21 protein-coding genes and 1 riboswitch are annotated in these 19,643 nt (G+C 63.1%); of the genes, 11 read left to right on the top strand and 10 right to left on the bottom strand.

Annotation, left to right across the window (positions count from 1 at the left end):
• The first annotated feature begins 70 nt into the window (after positions 1 to 70).
• The 3 genes from ftsE (at position 71) to EOA13_RS22865 (ending at position 2,577) form a co-directional block, all read left to right on the top strand.
• Positions 71 to 730: a cell division ATP-binding protein FtsE gene (gene ftsE / locus EOA13_RS22875; RefSeq protein ID WP_127295987.1), complete on the top strand. Its 660-nt coding sequence runs from the start codon at positions 71 to 73 to the stop codon at positions 728 to 730.
• Positions 723 to 1,718 (top strand): ABC transporter permease, encoded by a 996-nt coding sequence (locus EOA13_RS22870; RefSeq protein WP_127295986.1) that lies wholly within the window; start codon positions 723 to 725, stop codon positions 1,716 to 1,718. Before ftsE ends, EOA13_RS22870 begins: the two co-directional genes overlap by 8 nt.
• A gap of 133 nt (positions 1,719 to 1,851) precedes the next feature.
• Positions 1,852 to 2,577 carry a YdcF family protein gene (locus EOA13_RS22865; protein ID WP_027038120.1) on the top strand — a complete coding sequence of 242 codons (726 nt, stop codon included), beginning with the start codon at positions 1,852 to 1,854 and terminating at the stop codon, positions 2,575 to 2,577.
• Here EOA13_RS22865 and EOA13_RS22860 read toward each other — a convergent pair whose 3' ends face one another.
• Together EOA13_RS22860 and EOA13_RS22855 are read right to left on the bottom strand one after the other, a co-directional pair.
• A complete protein-coding gene (locus EOA13_RS22860) occupies positions 2,578 to 3,210 on the bottom strand; it encodes a pyridoxamine 5'-phosphate oxidase family protein (RefSeq protein WP_127295985.1) in 633 nt (210 codons plus the stop codon).
• Between the two features lie 25 nt (positions 3,211 to 3,235).
• Positions 3,236 to 3,706 carry a DUF1348 family protein gene (locus EOA13_RS22855; protein ID WP_127295984.1) on the bottom strand — a complete coding sequence of 157 codons (471 nt, stop codon included), beginning with the start codon at positions 3,704 to 3,706 and terminating at the stop codon, positions 3,236 to 3,238.
• A gap of 118 nt (positions 3,707 to 3,824) precedes the next feature.
• On the opposite strand from EOA13_RS22855, the gene EOA13_RS22850 reads away from it, so the two are divergent.
• Together EOA13_RS22850 and EOA13_RS22845 are read left to right on the top strand one after the other, a co-directional pair.
• Positions 3,825 to 4,727 (top strand): LysR family transcriptional regulator, encoded by a 903-nt coding sequence (locus EOA13_RS22850; protein ID WP_127295983.1) that lies wholly within the window; start codon positions 3,825 to 3,827, stop codon positions 4,725 to 4,727.
• Between the two features lie 124 nt (positions 4,728 to 4,851).
• Positions 4,852 to 5,652, top strand: coding sequence for a 1-acyl-sn-glycerol-3-phosphate acyltransferase (locus EOA13_RS22845; protein ID WP_127295982.1), 801 nt, complete (start codon positions 4,852 to 4,854; stop codon positions 5,650 to 5,652).
• 25 nt (positions 5,653 to 5,677) lie between these two features.
• Here EOA13_RS22845 and EOA13_RS22840 read toward each other — a convergent pair whose 3' ends face one another.
• The 3 genes from EOA13_RS22840 to EOA13_RS22830 form a co-directional block, all read right to left on the bottom strand.
• Positions 5,678 to 6,304 (bottom strand): LysE family translocator, encoded by a 627-nt coding sequence (locus EOA13_RS22840; RefSeq protein WP_127295981.1) that lies wholly within the window; start codon positions 6,302 to 6,304, stop codon positions 5,678 to 5,680.
• Positions 6,305 to 6,394: 90 nt separating this feature from the next.
• The gene (locus EOA13_RS22835; RefSeq protein ID WP_127295980.1) at positions 6,395 to 7,342 is read right to left on the bottom strand and encodes an aldo/keto reductase; all 948 of its coding nucleotides are present in this window, start codon (positions 7,340 to 7,342) and stop codon (positions 6,395 to 6,397) included.
• A 121-nt stretch (positions 7,343 to 7,463) separates the two neighbouring features.
• The gene (locus EOA13_RS22830) at positions 7,464 to 7,985 is read right to left on the bottom strand and encodes a gamma-glutamylcyclotransferase (RefSeq protein ID WP_127295979.1); all 522 of its coding nucleotides are present in this window, start codon (positions 7,983 to 7,985) and stop codon (positions 7,464 to 7,466) included.
• Positions 7,986 to 8,127: 142 nt separating this feature from the next.
• Between EOA13_RS22830 and EOA13_RS22825 the strand changes: the two genes are divergently transcribed.
• Entirely contained in the window at positions 8,128 to 9,126 is a 999-nt protein-coding gene (locus tag EOA13_RS22825; RefSeq protein ID WP_127295978.1) for a DUF2125 domain-containing protein, read from the top strand.
• A 7-nt stretch (positions 9,127 to 9,133) separates the two neighbouring features.
• Positions 9,134 to 10,057 (top strand): sugar kinase, encoded by a 924-nt coding sequence (locus EOA13_RS22820; RefSeq protein WP_127295977.1) that lies wholly within the window; start codon positions 9,134 to 9,136, stop codon positions 10,055 to 10,057.
• Between the two features lie 7 nt (positions 10,058 to 10,064).
• Here the strand turns inward: EOA13_RS22820 and EOA13_RS22815 are convergent, their stop codons facing one another.
• Together EOA13_RS22815 and hisC are read right to left on the bottom strand one after the other, a co-directional pair.
• Positions 10,065 to 11,000: a prephenate/arogenate dehydrogenase family protein gene (locus EOA13_RS22815; protein WP_206535307.1), complete on the bottom strand. Its 936-nt coding sequence runs from the start codon at positions 10,998 to 11,000 to the stop codon at positions 10,065 to 10,067.
• A gap of 6 nt (positions 11,001 to 11,006) precedes the next feature.
• The gene (gene hisC / locus EOA13_RS22810) at positions 11,007 to 12,116 is read right to left on the bottom strand and encodes a histidinol-phosphate transaminase (RefSeq protein WP_127295975.1); all 1,110 of its coding nucleotides are present in this window, start codon (positions 12,114 to 12,116) and stop codon (positions 11,007 to 11,009) included.
• Positions 12,117 to 12,252: 136 nt separating this feature from the next.
• A riboswitch (SAM riboswitch) is annotated at positions 12,253 to 12,330 on the top strand.
• Positions 12,331 to 12,444: 114 nt separating this feature from the next.
• Between hisC and EOA13_RS22805 the strand changes: the two genes are divergently transcribed.
• Together EOA13_RS22805 and metW are read left to right on the top strand one after the other, a co-directional pair.
• On the top strand, positions 12,445 to 13,614 hold the full coding sequence (locus EOA13_RS22805; RefSeq protein WP_027038109.1) for a homoserine O-acetyltransferase: 1,170 nt from the start codon (positions 12,445 to 12,447) through the stop codon (positions 13,612 to 13,614).
• Entirely contained in the window at positions 13,611 to 14,228 is a 618-nt protein-coding gene (gene metW / locus EOA13_RS22800) for a methionine biosynthesis protein MetW (protein WP_127295974.1), read from the top strand. Before EOA13_RS22805 ends, metW begins: the two co-directional genes overlap by 4 nt.
• A 7-nt stretch (positions 14,229 to 14,235) precedes the next feature.
• Here metW and EOA13_RS22795 read toward each other — a convergent pair whose 3' ends face one another.
• On the bottom strand, positions 14,236 to 14,556 hold the full coding sequence (locus tag EOA13_RS22795) for a DUF1330 domain-containing protein (protein ID WP_127295973.1): 321 nt from the start codon (positions 14,554 to 14,556) through the stop codon (positions 14,236 to 14,238).
• 325 nt (positions 14,557 to 14,881) lie between these two features.
• On the opposite strand from EOA13_RS22795, the gene EOA13_RS22790 reads away from it, so the two are divergent.
• Entirely contained in the window at positions 14,882 to 15,838 is a 957-nt protein-coding gene (locus EOA13_RS22790) for a glycosyltransferase (RefSeq protein ID WP_245490452.1), read from the top strand.
• Positions 15,839 to 15,853: 15 nt separating this feature from the next.
• Positions 15,854 to 16,789, top strand: coding sequence for a glycosyltransferase family 2 protein (locus tag EOA13_RS22785; RefSeq protein WP_127295971.1), 936 nt, complete (start codon positions 15,854 to 15,856; stop codon positions 16,787 to 16,789).
• 70 nt (positions 16,790 to 16,859) lie between these two features.
• On the opposite strand, the gene EOA13_RS22780 is transcribed toward EOA13_RS22785, so the two are convergent.
• Complete coding sequence (locus EOA13_RS22780) at positions 16,860 to 17,663, bottom strand: DUF1194 domain-containing protein (protein WP_127295970.1); 804 nt, start codon at positions 17,661 to 17,663, stop codon at positions 16,860 to 16,862.
• A gap of 86 nt (positions 17,664 to 17,749) precedes the next feature.
• Positions 17,750 to 19,576, bottom strand: coding sequence for an ABC transporter ATP-binding protein/permease (locus tag EOA13_RS22775; RefSeq protein ID WP_127295969.1), 1,827 nt, complete (start codon positions 19,574 to 19,576; stop codon positions 17,750 to 17,752).
• Positions 19,577 to 19,643 lie beyond the last annotated feature (67 nt).

Here is a 19,643-nt window from a genome sequence, read left to right as displayed (position 1 = left end):
CCATGCCGGCCGATGGTCTTTACCCAGAACAGGCCGGCTCGCCGCCGTGCCGAAATTCAGGTCGTCGAAATTGATTCGTTTCGAAAATGTCGGCCTCCGCTATGGCATGGGTCCGGAAATCCTCCGCGACATCTCCCTGCACATCCCGGAGCGCTCCTTCCAGTTCCTCAGCGGGCCTTCGGGCGCCGGCAAGACGACCTTGCTGCGCTTGCTGTTCATGTCGCTGAAGCCGACGCGCGGGCTGATCACCATCTTTGGCAAGGACCGTTCGCGCATCTCGCGCACCGAATTGCCGCATCTGCGCCGCCGCATCGGCGTGGTCTTCCAGGATTTTCGCCTGCTCGACCACATGACCACCTACGAGAACGTCGCGCTGCCGCTGCGCGTGCGCGGGCGCGACGAGGCGAGCTACCGCACCGATGTCACCGAGTTGTTGAAGTGGGTCGGGCTGGGCGAACGCATGCACGTGCTGCCGCCGGTTCTGTCCGGCGGCGAGAAGCAGCGCGCGGCGATCGCGCGGGCGCTGATCGAGCAGCCGGAAATCCTGCTCGCCGACGAACCGACCGGCAATGTCGATCCGCCTCTGGCGCGACGGCTGCTGCGGCTGTTTATCGAGCTCAACCGCCTCGGCACCGCGGTGGTGATCGCCACCCACGACCTTGGCCTGATGGAACAGGTCGACGCGCGCCGCATGATCCTGGCCGGCGGAAGGCTGGACATCTATGACTGAACTGTCCGCCGAACATTTTGTGGAACAGGAGCATGACGCCGAGGCGACCGAGGCAAAGCCGCGCGCCCAGCGCAGGATGGCGCCGATCGTGCCGGCGCAGAACATCGCCGGCCGGGCACTGGTACTGGTCATCGCCATCATGACCTTCCTGTCCTGCCTGACTTTCGGCGCGGTGACGCTGGTGCGCGACACGGCGTCCGTCTGGGAGAACCAGATTTCACGCGAGGCAACGATCCAGATCAAGCCGGTCGACGGCCTCGACATGGAGGCGGCCCTGACCCAGGCCTCGCAGATCGCCGGCGAATTTCCCGGCGTGAAGGCGACCCGGATCATCGATCGCGATGCGACCGCGAGGCTCCTGGAGCCCTGGCTGGGCTCGGGCCTCAACATCGACGAATTGCCGGTGCCGCGACTGATCATCGTCACCATCGACGAGAACAGCCCGCCCGATTTCGCCGCCATGCGCGCCGCGATCACGCCGAAACTGCCGAGCGCATCGCTAGACGATCACCGCACCTGGGTTGACCGGCTGGTGGCGATGGCCCGCACGACGGTGACCATCGGCATTGCTGTGCTGGCGCTGATGCTGTCGGCGACCGTGCTGACCGTGGTGTTCGCGACGCGCGGCGCCATGGCCGGCAACGGTCACATCATCGAGGTGCTGCATTTCGTCGGCGCCGAAGCACGCTTCATCGCGCGCGAATTCCGCCGGCATTTCCTGGTCACCGGCATGAAGGGAGCGGCGGCCGGCGGTGCCGCCGCAGTGCTCGTCTTCATCGTCTTTTCCTGGTGGTCGTCGCGCAATATGGCGACGCCGCAAGCCGATCAGGCGACCGCCCTGTTCGGCAATTTCGCCATCGGTTCGGCAGGCTATCTCGGTGTCGTGTTGATGGTGCTGGTGATCGGCGGACTGACGGCTGCCACGTCCCACGCCACCGTCGTTGCCTATCTCAGCGACATCGATGTCCGCCAGCCGGATGCAGGCTAATTCATGTCGCCCAAAAGTGGGAACCGGTTGGGGGACAACGCCATGGATAAAACAGGGTGATCACGGATGGAGAATTCACGTAACGCAAAGTGCGTCTTTTACCTACCCAAAGCCGCATTTCAGGATTAACCATATGGCGATGGACGCGCGGGATTCGACCGGTACGGCTGGGCAGATGCCAGTGGTGGTTGCCCGTTCGCATGACCGCCGCGCTGTGAGCCGTCTAAGAGCCGCGTTGCGCCTGTCCGCTCTCTCCGTTCTCATCCTCGCAACCCTGTTCGCCGGCGGCTTCGGTTGGTTCGCCAACAAGGTCAGCCATCTGACAACGCCCGCCAATCCGGCCAAGGCAGACGCGATCATTGTCTTGACCGGCGGCCAGTCCCGCCTCGATGCGGCGATGGATCTGCTGGCGTCCGGCAAGGGCGAACGGCTGCTGATCAGCGGCGTCCATCCTTCGGCCAGCCGCCGCCAGTTGCAGGCGGCGACCGGCGGCGACAAGAATCTGTTTTCCTGTTGCGTCGACATCGACCGCGCCGCGCTCGACACGATCGGCAATGCGGAGGAAAGCGCCAAATGGGTCGAGAGCCACGCCTATGGCACGGTGATCCTTGTCACCAACAATTATCACATGCCGCGCAGCCTGCTGGAAATGGGCAGGCTGCTGCATGGCGCCAAGCTCGAGCCCTATCCGGTGGTCAATTCCAACCTCGACAATGGCGGCTGGCTGACCAAGCCGCGGGCCTTGCGCGTGCTGTTCACCGAATACAACAAATATCTGCTGGCGCTGGCGCGCGGCATCGTGCCGGTCAAGCCGACACCCAACGGCATCGCGCTGGCCGAAACAGCGGCCGGCGGCTGATTATTCCGCTGCGGCCGCGCCCGAATTTCTCCTGAGCCGTGCGATCTCCTGTTCAAGCCGCTCGATCCGCTTGTCCCGCTCGCCGAGTGCCGCTGCCACGTCGGCCGCCTCAAACCGTTGCGGAATATGCTGCGGACAATTGGCATCCCAGGCCGAGACGGTGAACAGGATGACCTGCTCGGGGCGCGCCTTGTAGTCTTGCGGCATCAGTTTCGCCATCAGCTCGGCGTCACTCTCGACGACCCGCGCCGTGCCCCAGATCTTGCTGCGCTGGCGGTGCATATAGTCGATCAGGAACAGGAACGCCCTTGGATTGTCGGCCAGATTGCCCTGCGTGATGAACTGCCGGTTGCCGGAAAAATCCGCGAAGCCGATCGTATGTTCATCCAGCACCTTGAGGAAGCCGGCCGGCCCGCCGCGATGCTGGACATAGGGCTGCCCCTCGCCGTTGGCGGTCGACAGGAAGACGCTGGTCTGCATTTCGATGAAGGCGGCAAGGTCCGGGGTGATGCCGGCCTGCCAGCCGCCACGCTCCTCGACACGGGCATAGGACTGACGTGAGCCCTTGCGGGCCTGGATCGCCTTGACGGTCGGCGTGAAGGCGACGTCGCTGGTGAAAGCATGCGCGTTCATGGAAAGCTTCCTTGCGGGCAAGATGCTAAAGTCCGAGCTCCGACAGTGTCGGGTGGTCGTCCGGCCGCCGGCCGAGCGGCCAGTGATATTTACGATCGGCCTCGCCGATCGGCAGGTCGTTGATGCTGGCGATGCGCAGGCGCATCAGCCCGTGTTCGTCGAATTCCCAGTTCTCGTTGCCGTAGCTGCGGAACCATGAACCGCTGTCGTCGCGCCATTCATAAGCGAAACGGACGGCGATGCGGTTGCCGTGGAAGGCCCAGACCTCCTTGATCAGCCGGTAGTCGAGCTCGCGACTCCATTTGCGCGTCAGGAAGTCCTGGATGGCGTCGCGGCCTTGCAGGAATTCGGCGCGGTTGCGCCAGCGGCTGTCCTTCGTATAGGCGAGCGCGACCCGTCCCGGATCGCGCGAATTCCATGCATCCTCGGCCATGCGCGCCTTCTCTGCTGATGTCTCGGCGGTAAACGGCGGCAGCGGCGGGCGGGCTTCGGACATGGCAACTCCTTTGCGAGGCCATGCTGCAGGCAGGCCGACAGATCCAATATAAAGCCTTCCATCATTCAAATGCAGATGCCATATTCGTAATCCGTCCTTCCATTTTTCGGAAGAAGCTATGGATCGTCTCGAAGCCATGTCGCTCTTTGTCGCCGCGGTGGAGGCCGGCAGCCTTTCCGCGGCCAGCCGCCGTTTCGGCATTCCGCTGGCGACAGTCAGCCGCAAGATTTCCGATCTCGAGCGCCATCTGAACACACGTCTCCTGAATCGCTCGACGCGACAACTGACACCGACCGATGCCGGCCAGACCTATCTTGCCGCCTGCCGCCGCATCCTCGACGACGTCGGCGAGGCCGAACGCACGGCAGCCGGCGAATACAGTGCTCCGACCGGCGAACTGGCCATCACCGCGCCGGTCGTCTTTGGTCGCCTGCACGTGCTGCCGGTCGTCACCGGCTTTCTCGCCGCCTATCCCGACGTGGACATCCGCCTGACATTGGCCGACCGCATAACCCAGCTGGTCGAGGACCATTTCGATCTCGCCATCCGCATCGGCCAGTTACCCGATTCGAGCCTGGTCGCCATCGGCGTCGGCGCGATCCGCCGCGTCGTTTGCGCCAGCCCGGCCTATCTGGCCGAACACGGCACGCCAACGACCCCGGAGGATCTGGAGACGCACGATTGCATCACTTTCGAGGGACTTGCCTCCGCCGCCAGTTGGAGCTTCATCAAGGGCAAGGCCGAAATCCCGGTTCGGGTCCGCTCGCGGCTTCAGGTCAACACCGCCGAGGCGGCCATCGATGCGGCGATTGCCGGCGTCGGGCTGACACGAGTGCTTTCCTACCAGATCGAAGCCGCGCTGCGGTCCGGCGCGCTGCGCATCCTCCTGCAGGAATTCGAGCCGGCGCCATGGCCGGTAAGCCTGGTGCATGCGGGCCAGGGCCTGCTGCCGGTCAAGCTGCGCGCATTCCTCGATTTTGCCGCCCCGCGCCTGAAGGAGCGGCTGGCGCGGCTGATGTAGCGGAACCAGGCCAATCCCCCATTGGCGACCGTTCTTCGTTGCCAACCAAAGCGCCCTGCGGCCATTTCCTTTTTTCCCGCGCTTGGTGTAACCAACGCTCACCTCCTCACCGGGCTCCCCCCAAATGCTCTACATCAGATCGCTGACGTTCAATTTCGTCTTTTACGTCAACCTGATCGTCCAGATGATCCTCTGGACCCCCTACTATTTCCTGTCGCCCCGGCACCGCGCCTGGTTCGTACCGAAATTCTGGTCGCGCACCTCGATGTGGCTTTACGACAAGATCGCCGGAACGAAGAACGAGATCACCGGCCGGGAAAACCTTCCCGAAGGCTCCTTCATCCTGGCCCCCAAACACCAGTCGTTCTGGGATGCGATCGCCTTCTTCCCCTTTCTTCACGACCCGCTCTACATCCTGAAGCGTGAGCTGACCTGGATCCCGTTCTTCGGCTGGTACATCATGAAGATGCGCATGATCCCGGTTCATCGCGGCAGCCGCTCGAAGGCGCTGAAGGCCGTGGTCGCCGCGACCAAGGCGGAGATGGCGCGCAACCCCCGCCAACTCATCATCTATCCCGAGGGCACGCGCCGGGCGCCGGGCGACGAGCCGGCCTACAAATACGGCATCGTCGAAATCTATACGCAGCTTGGCATTCCGGTGGTGCCGGTTGCCCATGTCGCCGGCCTCTATTGGCCACGGCGGAAATTCCTGCGCTACCCCGGCACGATCAAGGCACGGTTCCTGCCGCCGATTCCACCGGGACTGAGCAAGGACGAATTCATGGCCCGGCTGATCGGCGAGACCGAGGCTGCCTGCGACCAATTCCTGATTGATGCGGCGCGCGGTCCGAACCCGCCTGCCTTGCCTCCGACAGCGGTGAAAAGGCTGCAAGAGCTGGACGCGGCTGAAAGAACCAAAGGCTGAACCGGAAGTCTCCGGCCGACAGTTCTCAGCCGAACATCGCCAGCGCGGTGGTCAACACCAGCGTCGCGGCAAAGACCAGATTGATGATCCGCGAGGCCGCCGGCCGGCGCAGGAAGCGCGCGAACCCAGCCCCCGCGACAAGCCACAGAGCGTGGATGCAAGCGATCATCAGGGCGAGAACCGCCAGCTTCAGCCATGGACCAAGCTCAGTGGCGCCCTGTTTGGACGAAGCACCGGCGAACACGGCGGCGATCGCCACATAGGCCTTTGGATTGGCGACCGCGAGAAGGAATCCAGCCAGCCATGTTGGACACGAAGCCTCGGCGCCGCGTGCTGCGATGGGCGGCGCCGAGGCGATCTTGAAGGCGAGATAGAGGATGTAGGCCGCGGAGGCGAAAGCCAGCAACGGCGCCAGCTCCGGCATCGAGGTGAGCACCGCCATGACGCCGGTCGCGACAACCAGAAGCACGGCGATCGTGCCCAGTATGATTCCCCAGGCATAACCCAGCGAGCGGCGCAAACCGAAGGCAGCGCCGACGGCGGTAACGCTTATCGTCGCCGGTCCCGGGCTGCCCATGATCACCAGGGCGGCAAGCATCAGCGCGAGAAGTTGTCCCCAAAAATCCGGCTGCGAAAGAAGCGGCTCAGCCATTTTCTCCTCTGTCCTGCCTTGCGCGAAGAGACGGTATGGCAGGACCAGAGGGGCGTCTTGGACGTTCGTGCGAGGCGTCGCGACTGAGCTTCAGCCGCTCGCCTTGTCGAGTTCGGCCATGTCGTCGGCGGTCAGTTTCAGCGACGCCGCCCTGATCAGGCTGTCCATCTGTTCAGGCTTGGTGGCGCTGGCGATCGGCGCGGTGACGCCCGGCCGAGCGATAACCCAGGCAAGCGCCACTTCCGCCTGCTTGGCCGAATGCCTTGATGAAACCGCGTCGAGTGCCGCAAGGATGCGCATGCCGCGCGCATTGAGATAGTCCTTCACCCCGCCGCCACGCGGGCTTTGACCGAGATCGGCTTCGCTGCGGTATTTGCCGCTGAGGAAACCCTTGGCCAGGCTGAAATAGGTGATGACGCCGATGTCCTCGGCCATGCATAGATCGCGCAACGGCCCATCGAAGGACGAGCGATCGTAAAGATTGTATTCCGGCTGCAGCACCTCGTAGCGCGGCAGGCTGCGCAAGCTCGCCACATCAAGTGCGGCACGCAACTGGCCGGCGTCGAGATTCGAACAGCCGGCATAGCGGATTTTGCCCTTGGCGAGCAGCTTCTCGTAGGCGCCAAGCGTTTCTTCATAGGGCGTTGCAGGGTCCGGCCAATGCGACAGATAGAGATCGATAAACTCGGTCTGCAGCCGCTTCAGCGATGCATCGACGGCCTTTTCGATGTATGCGGCGGACAGGTCCTTGTGCCCCTGCCCCATATCCGAACCGACCTTGGTGATCACCACGACCTTGTCGCGATTGCCACGGTCTTTCATCCAGTTGCCGATGATGTTTTCCGATTCACCGCCTTTGTGGCCGGGAACCCAGCGCGAATAGGCATCCGCCGTATCGATGGCGTTGAGGCCACCGCCGACGAAGCGGTCGAGCAGGTCGAACGAGGTTTTCTCGTCGGCGGTCCAGCCGAAGACGTTGCCGCCCAGAACCAGCGGCGCGATGGTCAGGTCGGTGCGACCGAGACGACGTTTCTGCAAGGCGGATCTCCGGGATGGTTGAGGCGGGCAAATGGCGCCCGCGGGCTGAGGGTCGGAGCCTAACCTAGGTCTTGCCTGAACGAGGTCAAAGGCCTGGCCGCCTTTTTCCGCAGAGCCAGCTTCACAAAGGCGCGACCTGCCTGGCGACATCCTCCAGCCAGTGGTCGCGGATGCCCAACGCCTCGAGATGCTCAAGCGTGCTCAGCACATAGTCCTCGTTGTTGCCGGACTGGCCGACCGCGCCGCGCACCACGGCCGCCGCATCCGCCGCGTCGAGCGCTCCGGCATATTGCTCGTGGTGGCGGTCGACAATGTAGACCACCGCGTCGACCGTACCGCCCCCGTCGAGGCGAATCTTGAGCATGCGCTCCAGATAGACATTGGTGACCAGTTCGCGCTCGCGAAGATAGGCCATGACCTCGTCGTGCAAGTCACCGGGAACGCGGAATGCGAGGCCGACGCAGGACCCGCCACGGTCGAGGCCGAGCACCAGCCCCGGCCGCTCGCGCGTTCCGCGATGCACGAAGGAATAGACGCAGAGCGAGCGCCGGTAGCCATGCAGGCGGGCACGTTGTGTTTCGACATGCGCGAATCCCGGCCGCCAGATCAGCGAGCCATAGCCAAACACCCAAAAATCGCCCATATCGCCGCGCCTGATTGCAAAAGATGCCAACACCGCACCCGGACCGGTGTTTTTTCCGCCCGTCCCGTCTAACTATTCGTCTGTCTACCTGGCGGAATCGACTACCCGTCCGCAACACCCATGCGTTAACGAGAGCCAAAGCATGACGTCAAGTGACGAACGCCAGCCGAACAAACGTCGCCGTGTGGTCTGGCTTGCAGCATTCATCGTCGTGCTGTTCGCCCTCTACAGCGGCGGCTGGTTCTATCTGGCTGACCGCGTCAGGAGCGAAGCCGACAAGGCGGTTGCCACGCTCAACAAGAATGGCGTCGAGGCCGGCTGCGGCAATCTCCAGGTCAGCGGCTATCCCTTGAGCTTTACCGTCTCCTGCGACAACCTCGCCTATGAGGACGATGCCAAGAACATTGCGGCTTCAGCCGGCAGTTTCAACGCAGCCGCCCAGATCATCCAGCCTCTGTCGCCGGTTGCCAATCTGCGCGGCCCGCTCAGGACCTCCGTTCCGGACATGGTGCCGCTGTGGATAGACTGGGACAATCTGCAGGCCAATTTCAAATTGTGGTGGCCGCTGCCGCAGCGGATTTCGCTGCAGGCGGAGGGTCTTTCCGGCCAGACCGATCCCGCCGACGACACCGATCCGGTGCAATTGTTCAGCGCCGGCAAGGCGGCCGGCCAACTGCAGCCCAACGGTGAGGATATCGACTATCTCGGCAGTTTCGGCGATCTCGAGATCGACCCCGACGCGATTGGCGGGCGCGTGCTTCCGGCGCTCGACGCCAGTGGCGACGTGACATTGAAGAACGGTGTCGCACTGATCGGCACGCAGGTGAAGAGCCTCCGTGGCCAGGCGATCGAAATCCGCAACCTTGACCTGTCGTCGGGGACGGCGCGCATCACCGTGTCGGGACCGCTGTCGGTCGATGCCGAGGGCCTGGTCAACGCCGACCTGATGATCAGGCTGAAGGACCCGAAGGCGGTGGCGGTCATCCTCGGCGCCGCCATACCCGAGCAGAAAAGCCAGATCGAGCAGGGCTTTGCTGCCCTGGCGGTGCTCGGCAACGAACCGTCGATGCCGCTGAAGGTGGTCAGGGGCAAGGCCTCGCTCGGCTTCATTCCGCTGGGCAAGATCAAGCCGGTGGAATAGCGCTGCGATGGCAAGACCCGTGAAGCTGCTGAGCGTTGGCGCTTTGACGCTGGACACCATCCTGCGCGTCGAGACGCTGCCCGTGCATCAAGGCAAATTCATTGCCTCCGACGGCGTCCAGATCGCCTCGGGCATGGCCACGAGTGCTGCCTGCGCCGCGCATCGCCTGGGGGCCGAGGTATCGCTGTGGGCGAGCGCGGGTGACGATGCCGTCGCAGACCAGCTCATCGCCGGCATCGAGGCCGAAGGCGTCGATTGCACCTTTGTGCGCCGCGTCAGAGGCGCCCGCTCGGCGCTGGCCTCGATCCTGGTCGACGCGCATGGCGAGCGCATCATCGTGCCGTTCTATGACGGGCTTGCCCAGGCCGATCCCGAGGCCTTGCCGGTCGCCGACCTCATGGCATTCGACGCCGTACTGGTCGATGTCCGCTGGCCAGGTGCGGCAGCCCTTGCCCTGAGAGCGGCGCGCGCCATCGGCCGGCCGGCTATCCTCGATGCCGATACCGCACCGTTGCAGATCCTGGAACAGCTGTTGCCGCTCGCCACGCACATCGTCGCTTCGGAACCGGCGGCGCGCATTGTCTGCGGCCAGGCGCTCGATCCGGAAACGGCTTGCGCCGATCTCGCCAGCCGCACCGACGCTTTTGTCGCGGTGACAGGCGGCGCGGCGGGCAGTTGGTGGCACGACCGTCGCGCAGGCTGCGTGCGCCACGTCGCGGCACCGAAGATCAAGGCGATCGACACATTGCCCGCCGGCGATGTCTTTCACGGCGCCTTCGCCGTCGGGCTGGCGGAAGCCATGCCGGTCGAGCAGGCTTTGCGCTTTGCCAGTGCGGCCGCCGCGCTCAAATGCCTGCGCTTCGGCGGCAGGCTGGGTGCCCCGGACCGCGCCGAGACTTTGGCCATGGTTGCCGCGACCTGGCCCGTCTGAAACAGACTTAGGTCTTTGCCGGGTGTTCGACCGCCTGACGGCCGAAATCCGGCACGTCGATATCCTGGCCGGCCTCGATGATCGAGCGGCGTACGGCACGGGTGCGGGTGAACAGGTCGAAGAGTTTTTCGCCGTCCCCCCAGCGGATCGCGCGTTGCAGGGACGCCAGATCTTCCGAGAACCGCGCCAGCATTTCGAGGATGGCGTCCTTGTTGTGCAGGCACACATCCCGCCACATGGTAGGGTCGGAGGCCGCGAGACGCGTGAAGTCGCGAAAACCCGAAGCCGAATATTTGATCACTTCGGATTTGGTCACCGACTGCAGATCATCGGCGGTGCCGACGATGTTGTAGGCAATGATGTGCGGCAAATGCGAGACGATGGCCAGCGTCATGTCGTGATGCTGGGGATCCATGGTGTCGATGTTGGCGCCGCAGCGGCGCCAGAATTCCGACAGCCGTTCCAGCGCGTCCGGGTCTGTGTCGGGCAGCGGCGTGAAGATGCACCAGCGATTGTCGAACAGGTCGGCGAAGCCGGCGTCGGGGCCGGATTTTTCCGTGCCCGCCAGCGGGTGGCCGGGAATGAAATGGACGCCTTCAGGCACATAAGGCTGCATCTGCGCGATGACAGACGCCTTGGTCGAACCGACATCGGTGAGGATCGCACCCAGCTTCAGCGCCGGCGCGATTTCCTCGGCAACCGCGCCGGATGAGCCGACCGGCACCGAAATGATGACCAGGTCGGCATCGCGGACCGCTTCTCTCGCATCGGTGGTGTAGATATCACCCAGCCCAAGCTCCTCGGCCCGCGCCAGCGTCGCGGCACTGCGGGTCGAGATGGCAACATGGCGGGCGAGGCCCTCGCGGCGGATGACGCGGGCCAGCGACGAGCCGATCAGGCCGATGCCGACCAGAGCGATCTTTTCAAACATCGGTGATGTCATGGTGTTTTAGCTTTTCAGGAATGTCGTGAGAGCGGCGACAACGCCGCGATTGGCCTCTTCGGTGCCGACGGTCATGCGCAGCGCATTGGGAAAGCCGTAGCCGGAAACGCGCCGCAATATATAGCCGCGCGCCGTCAGATAGTCGTCGGCCGCCGCCGCGGAATGTTTCTGGTCGTCAGGAAAATGAATGAGGATGAAATTGCCGACGCTTGGCGTCACCCGCAGCCCAAGCTTTGTGAACTCCTCGCTGAGCCAGGCCAGCCAGGTCTCGTTGTGCGCGACGCTGCGCTCGACATGGGCGCGGTCGCGGATCGCCGCGATGCCGGCCTCGATCGCCGTCGCATTGACGTTGAACGGCCCGCGCACGCGGTTGATGGCGTCGACGATGTGCATCGGCGCGTACATCCAGCCGATCCGCGCCCCGCCAAGGCCGATCTTGGAGAAGGTGCGGGTCATCACCACGTTTTCGGCGCTGCTGACCAGCTCGATGCCGGCCTCATAGTCGTTGCGGCGGACATATTCGGCATAGGCCGCGTCGAGCACCAGAAGCACGTGCCTTGGCAAGCCCGCATGCAGCCGTCGCACCTCCTGGAACGGCACATAGGTGCCGGTCGGGTTGTTGGGGTTGGCCAGGAACACGATCTTGGTGCGCGGCGTGACCGCGGCCAGGATGGCGTCGATGTCGGCGCGCTCATCTCTTTCCTTGATCGTCACCGGAACGGCACCCGCCGACTGGATGTAGATCTTGTAGACCATAAAGGCGTGTTCGGTGATGACGGCCTCGTCGCCGGGCGCCAGATAGGTCTGCGCCAGCAAGCCGAGAATCTCGTCGGAACCGTTGGAACAGATGATGTTCTGCGGGTTGAGGCCGTGCACCTCGGCGATCGCTTCGCGCAGCCGCCTGGCGGTGCCGTCGGGATAGATGTCGAGCTTGCCGGCAATCTCGCGCGCGGCTTCGATCGCTTTCGGCGAGGGCCCTAGCGGATTCTCGTTCGAGGACAGCTTGTGAACCTTGGCGACGCCCGCGGGCGCCGTGCTCTTGCCCGGCACATAGGCGTCTATGTCCATGATGCCCGCGCGCGGGGTTGGACGTGCCTGGTCCGGTGTCTGGCTCATGTCGCAAAATCCGTCGAGAACGCTTCCTGAGGGAAGCCGCAGCGGAAATACAAGCCATGGCCTGCAATGTCGAGAGGCGACAGCCACCGCCCAAAGCTGGCCGTTGACGCCGGCGCGCCACAGCCCTAGAAGAGGTCCGAACTTCCGTGGTGATTTGGCCGGTCGGCTTGCAGCCACGTTAAACAACTTGCTAAAGGGCCGTTTGCATCCTGTAACCGGCTTTGCGACCGCAATGCCGATTTTTTGTTGTCCGCGCCGGCCGGACACCCGTATCGGCATCGACTTTCAACAAGCGCGATGCGTGGGCTCAAAGTGTGAGATGGATGTCATGGCCGTTCTGCGTGCCCGCAAAACCAACAACGAGGTCGACCAACCGTCGAGCCCGGTTTTGCGTTTTGGCTCCGACAAGCCGCTCAAGCTGGACGCCGGCACGCTGCTGTCGCCGTTCCAGATCGCCTACCAGACCTATGGCACGCTGAACGACGCCCGCTCCAACGCCATCCTCGTCTGCCATGCGCTGACCGGCGACCAGCACGTCGCCAGCACCAATCCTGTGACCGGCAAGCCGGGCTGGTGGGAAGTGCTGATCGGCCCCGGCAAGATCATCGACACCAACCGCTTCTTCGTCATCTGCTCCAACGTCATCGGCGGTTGTCTTGGGTCCACCGGCCCGGCCTCGACCAACCCCGCCACCGGCAAGCCCTATGGGCTCGACCTGCCCATCATCACCATCCGCGACATGGTGCGGGCGCAGCAGATGCTGATAGACCATTTCGGCATCGAGAAACTGTTCTGCGTGCTCGGCGGCTCGATGGGCGGCATGCAGGTGCTGGAATGGGCGTCGAGCTATCCGGAGCGCGTCTTCTCGGCGCTGCCGATCGCCACCGGCGCGCGCCATTCCTCGCAGAACATCGCCTTTCATGAGGTCGGCAGGCAGGCTGTCATGGCCGATCCGGACTGGCATGGCGGCAAATATTTCGAGCACGGCAAACGCCCGGAAAAGGGCTTGGCGGTGGCGCGCATGGCGGCCCACATCACTTACCTCTCGGAAGCCGCCCTGCACCGGAAATTCGGCCGCAATTTGCAGGACCGCGAAGCGCTGACCTTCGGCTTCGACGCCGACTTCCAGATCGAGAGCTATCTGCGCCACCAAGGCATGACCTTCGTCGATCGCTTCGACGCCAACTCCTACCTCTACATGACGCGATCGATGGACTATTTCGACCTCGCCGCCGACCATGGCGGCCGGCTGGCCGACGCCTTTGCCGGCACCAAGACCCGCTTCTGCCTGGTGTCGTTCACCTCGGACTGGCTTTTTCCGACCGAGGAGAGCCGCTCGATCGTGCATGCGCTCAACGCCGCCGGAGCATCGGTATCCTTCGTAGAGATCGAAACCGACCGCGGCCACGACGCATTCCTGCTCGACGAGCCGGAATTGTTCGCCGCCATTAACGGCTTCATCGGCTCGGCGGCACGAGCAAGAGGGCTCTCATCATGAACGTCAATTTCGACCAGCGCGTCGACCTTGAAGTCGTCGCCAACCTCATCCCACCACAGTCGCGCGTGCTCGACGTCGGCTCGGGCGACGGCTCGCTGCTTGAGTTGTTGCAGGACACCAAGCAGGTCGACGGCCGTGGACTTGAGTTGTCGCAGCGTGGCGTCAACGAGTGCGTGGCGCGCGGCCTCAGCGTCATCCAGGGCGATGCCGACAAGGACCTCGAATTCTATCCCGACAAGGGTTTTGACTTCGTCGTCCTCTCGCAGACGCTGCAAGCCACCCGCAACCCGAAGCTGGTGCTCGACGAACTGCTCAGGATCGGCAATCGCGCCATCGTCTCCTTCCCCAATTTCGGCCATTGGCGTGTGCGTCTGTCACTGTTCGTCAACGGCCGCATGCCAGTGACCAAGGATCTGCCCTATTCCTGGTACGACACGCCCAACATCCACTTCTGCACCATCCGCGACTTCGTCAATCTGTGCGACGAGCTCGGCGCGACCGTCGAGAAGGCAACCGCTCTCGACGCCAACGGCCAGAAGATCGGCCTGTCCATGCCGTGGTGGTTCTGGAACTTCTTCGGCCAGCAGGCAGTGTTCTTGCTGAAACGGCAGTAGCCGCAAGCTATTCGAGGATGTCCGTGGCCTTGTGCGGATGTTCGACGCCGTCAGCAAACACCACATCGGCCTCCGAATTGTCCGTGCGCAGCGCCAGTATCGCCTGGTAGGCGGACGAATTGTACCAGCCATGCACATGCTGCCTGTCGGGAAATTCGATGATGATCAGATGGCCCGGCCAGTTGTTCTCAATCACCTCGACATCGCCGCCATGGACCAGAAAACGGCCGCCGAAAGGTTCCAGCGTGGCATCGATCTTGTGCAGGTATTCGACGATCTGCGGGGCCATCGTGGCTTGGCGCATATGGGCGACGGCGTAAGCGGTCATAAGTGCACTCCCTTTCAATCTAAGCCGATTGCCGGCTCCACAGGCATAGATTGGGTCGTGACAGAATTCGATTACCCCATAAGTAATAAGAATGAGATGGACGCGATCAAGACGAATCGGCCTGCGCGATCCTGAGGCGGTTTCCAGTCTCCCGGCCCGCAAGGGTGTTGCCATTGAGACGCAAGGTTGCGAATTCGTGGTTGCGGACGGATTGAACTTTGCAACCAGATGATGACACGGGAGTATGTTTTTTGTAGCGTCACGCTGGACGCGATGCCGAGCGAAGCACGGAGCGGGGAACCTGACCTATTCGATCGTTGTCGAAATGGAAAACGCCAAGTCCATCAATGAAGATGAGATCGGCGTTTCGTTGAGTGCTTTGGCACGGGAAATAGAAGCCGTGACGACAACCGGTCAATACCTAAAACCGGAGGTCATTGTCGTTCACAGCGGACCAGATACGGACACACCGATTCTGCGGCATCGTCTCACCGAAATTGTTCCGCAACTTGGCGTCGTTGCGAATACGGTCTTCAGCGCCTGCACAGGCGGCCGGTACTATGAGATCAAGAACGCAGGCGCCGCGCTGGCCAAGGGCGACATCGTCATTTTCTGCGATTCCGATACAGTGATCGAAGACGGCTGGCTGTCGGCACTTCTCAAACCATTCCAGGACCCGAAGACAATCGCCGTGAACGGTTACACCTATCTCGGCTGTGACGATTTCGCGTCGCGGACCTTTGCGCTTCTGTGGTTCTTCCCGCTGCGTGATGGTGATCGGCGCTTTGCCTCCAAGCGCGCGATGAACGCTAACAATTGCGCCTTCCGCAGAAGCTGGTTAGCCGCCCATCCCTTTCCGGCCAGCAATGGATTCAAGGTTTCTTGCACGTTGCTCACCAGCCAGTTACGAGCAAGCGGGCATGATTTTGTCAGGGTCGATGCCCGGGCCAGCCATTATCCTCCGCGCGGCTGGCGCTTTTTCTTTTGGCGTGCCCTGGTCACCGGGCGCGATGCGGACCGGAAATATGTGGCACTGGCATCGCCATCCCAAGCCGCGCGAGTGCTGAAGGCGACAAGACGTTGGTTTTCGACGTCCTGGAAAGTGGGCGTGCGTATTCTGACGCATGCAACTCGGCTCGGAATGCCGGCATGGCAGATCCCGTTTGCACTGATCGTCGGATTGGTCTTTTGCGCGCTGGTTTTTTGTGCACAAGCGGCCATGGCCCTTCGGCTGGTTCGGGACGAGGTTGAAAACGTGCCCCTCTACGTGGGACATAGCTGAAGCACTATGGTCAAAATGGGCAAAACCATCCAACCGACACCTCTCATCACGGTCATTACGCCGACCCACAACCGACGCGAAACGGTGTTGCGCGCCGTGGAAAGCGTACTCTCCCAGAGCATGTCGAGGCTTGAGCACATTGTCGTCGACGATGGTTCGACCGATGGAACCGAAGCGGCGCTGGCCCGTATCCAGGACCCGCGGCTGATCTATGTCGGGGCGAAATGGCGAGGCGCCAACGCAGCCAGGAATGCCGGCATCGAGCGCGCGCGGGCACCGTTGGTGACGTTCCTCGATTCCGACGACATCTACATGCCGCACCGGCTTGAACGAACCCTGACCTGGTTCGATGAGAATCCTGCACTGCAAGTGCTGATCAGTTCGTTCGTGTCCCTGAAAGGCAATCGCATCACAAACTGCGTCAACCCCGAGGCGTTCGTGAGCCCCGCAATGCTGGAGCGGACGCTGGTTGGGCAGACCATCTTCATCGCCGGCTCCGCGATCACGGCTCGCCGCGAAGCCTTGCTGGCCATCGGCGGCTACGACAGCGACATCACCCGCATGCAGGATCGCGAATTGCTGCTGCGCCTTGCCCGGCGCTTCGGTGCGCAGTTGTCCAGGGATCTGGACTGGACGAAATACAATTCGGAGAACTCGATTTCCGGCCGCCGTGACGGCTATGTCGAGGCCTATGCGAACCTGATGGGCAAACATCCGCATATTGCCCATGCCTACCCGCACATTCCGCCTTACATGATCTCGCGGCAGCTCATCGCCGACATCCTGCGAGGCAGGATACCGGAGGCATTTCAGGGCTACATGGCCAACCGTTCATCCAAAACGCTTGGCTATTCGCTACCGGAATTGATGCAAGGCTATGTCCATGGCCGGCGCTGGCGCCGCGATCTCTCCAACGAGTTTCGCAATCAATTTGGTGCCCGGCCCGCTTAAACCGATAGGGATTCCGGGAAATTGTGGAACGGTTTTTCCTCCGGATCGCGTTAACCCCTCTGTCGAGAGCTCAACGGTCAAGTTCGGGAAAATACGGATCCGATAGAAACCGCCTGTCCCGTTCGCCTTGCAGGCAGTCTATCGGTGTCGCCGCGTCGACGGGGATACTTCTCACCTCGTCCTGAATGCCGCTCACTTCCAGGAGCAGCTTGCGCCGGATGGCTGTCGAAAACTCGGCGGCGGCATAGATAGGCAGCACGAAGGAACCGGGCCCGCCGATCACGCACTGCGCATAATACTGGTCGAGATGACTGAAGGTGGGCGACGGGCTGATCAGGATCGGCAGGCCGTTGACGATGATGCCTTTGGCAGTCGCCGCATTACGCGTCGCGGTGACTGGCGGCCCGATATTGTTCGGTCCGTCGCCCGAAATGTCGATGACGCTGCGTTCGCCCTGGAAAGACGTGCGGTCGAAAAGCTCGGCGCCGAAGGCCAGCGCGCCGGAAATCGAAGTGCCGCGAAAGCTGCGGAACGGACGAGCCGCGACCTTGTCGGCAAAGCTGTTGGCGCTCTCGGCACTATCGATAATCTGCCAGCCGATGACCGCGTCGTCGCGCACCGTGCCGGCCCATTCGAAATAGGTCAGCGCTATGCGGCCCGTGGCGCCGGCGCGGACAGCCTTGATGAAGTCGGGATGCCGCAGCGCCTCGACATAACCGGCCCGCTGCAGGGCGAACTCCTTCTCGTCCATCGACAGCGAGATGTCGACCGCCAGCACCAGCTCGACGTCGACGGCGAGCTCATCCGGCGGCGAGGCGGCCGGGGCAGCCTGGGCGCAGGCAAGACAGGCAAGCAGGCGCAGAGCATCAAGCATGGCCGTCGCCAGGGTTGTTTCTCCCGAGGAGCTTCCCTCGCGATCACGGCAAAATAAAGCTTTGCCTCCCTCGCCCGGATATCAACTCATTTCTTGCGACGAGCGGCGGCTGGCGGCGGTTCGATCGCGCCGGCCCTGACGCGGGCGGGCTTCAGGGCTGGCGCACCGGAATCCTTGACGATCGTCAACGCGCGCGGGAAGAAGTGGTTGTTGTGCTGGCCGCGCCCGATGTTGAGGATCGCTGTCCCCGGCAAACGCTTCTCGAGCATCGACAGCACGCGTCTTAGCGATGGGCCGTCGAACGCATCCAGCGCCTCATCGATGATCACCCATTTCGGCTGCCGCAACGCGAGCCTGGCGAAGGCCAGCGAGCGTTGTTCGTCATCGCCCAACTCATGGTCCCAACGCCCGGCGCGGTCGAGCGACGAGGATAGCCGTCCCAGACCGACCTCGGCCAGCACCGCCGAAATGTCGGCATCGTTCGCCGGCGCGGGCCCGTTCGGGTGATCGAGGACCTCGCGCAACGTGCCGACCGGAAAATAAGGCACGCGCGGCACGAATATGGGGGTTTCTTCCGCCGGCAGGCCGATCCGGCCGCTTCCCCATGGCCACAGGCCGGCAATGGCACGAAAGAACAGCGTCTTGCCCGCACCGGGGTCGCCGGTGATCATCACGCGCTCGCCGGGGCGGATTTCGACATGCGGGTCGGCGAGTCTGGTGCAACCCTCCGGCGAGGCCACTTCGAGCTTCTCGAAAGTCAGGCTGCCATTGACGTTTTGGCCGAAGGCGATGCGCTTTTCGGTGTCATGCAGCGCATCGGTTTCATCGAGCGCGATGCGGAAATCGGCCACGCGCATCAGCGTGGCGCGCCAATCGGCGATACTGCCGATGTTGTTGATGAACCAGCGCAAGGAGGAGTGGACCTGGTTGAAGGCGCCGACCGCCATCATCAGCCCGCCAAAGCTGATATCACCTGAGAAATAGACCGGCGAAGCGACCAGTATGGGCGCCACGACGGTGATCCAGCCATAGGTGTCGGTCACCCAGGACAGGTTGATCTGGGCGGTGTAGATGCGCCGCATGGCGCCCAGCACCGTGCCGAGATCGAGTTCGAGCCGCCGCCTGGCGTCGGCCTCGCCATGATACAACGCAATGGCATCGACATTCTCGTTGACGCGCACCATCGAGGAGCGCAGCTCGGCTTCGCGTGTATAGCGGTCGCTGTTCAGGCGGATGAGCGGGCGCCCGACTAGCCAGCTCAGCCAGGAGGCGATGCCGGCGTAAAGGATGGCGGCCCAGACCATGTAGCCCGGTATGGCCAGCGAGGTCCCGCCGATGTGGAACACGAAGCCCGAGGACAGCTCCCACAGCACCCCGACGAAGGACACCAGCAGGATGCACGACTGCAGCAGGCCGACGCCGAGATCGGTTGACAGGTCGGACAGATGCGCGGCGTCCTGCTGCATGCGCTGGTCGGGATTGACGCCGATGGCGCCGGCATTGGCCAACCGGAAGGCGCGCGCCGGCCGCATCCACTGATCGATCAGATCCAGCGTCAGCGCCTCGCGCAGTTTGAGCCTGATCATCTGGTTGAGCCAGGTCTGGCCGATATTGAGCACCAGCAGCCCGCCGGCGATCATCGCGAAGACGAGGAGCTGGTGCAGGAAGGCCGCCATGTCGCGGCGCGCAAGCGCATCGTAGAAAGGCTGGTTCCAGCGGTTGAGCAGAACCTGGCCGATCGACGTTGCGATGATCACGGCCATGATGCCGACCGATGTCCACTGCAACCATTTGCGAACCGGCGATCCCGCCAGCGCCCGCCGGATCGTCATCACCTGATCGCGCAGGCTGCTGGCTTCGACCGCCACGGCAACCGGCTGAACGGCGGCGGCATTGTCCGGTTGATCAGCCATGGCCGAGGTCCTTGCGTCAGTGCTGAAACCGGATGGAGAAACTTGACAGGCGTTCGTATGGGCTGCC

The sequence above is a fragment of the Mesorhizobium sp. M7A.F.Ca.US.011.01.1.1 genome (assembly GCF_003998295.1).
GTDB lineage: Bacteria > Pseudomonadota > Alphaproteobacteria > Rhizobiales > Rhizobiaceae > Mesorhizobium.
This window is presented reverse-complemented; position numbering and strand designations above follow the sequence as displayed.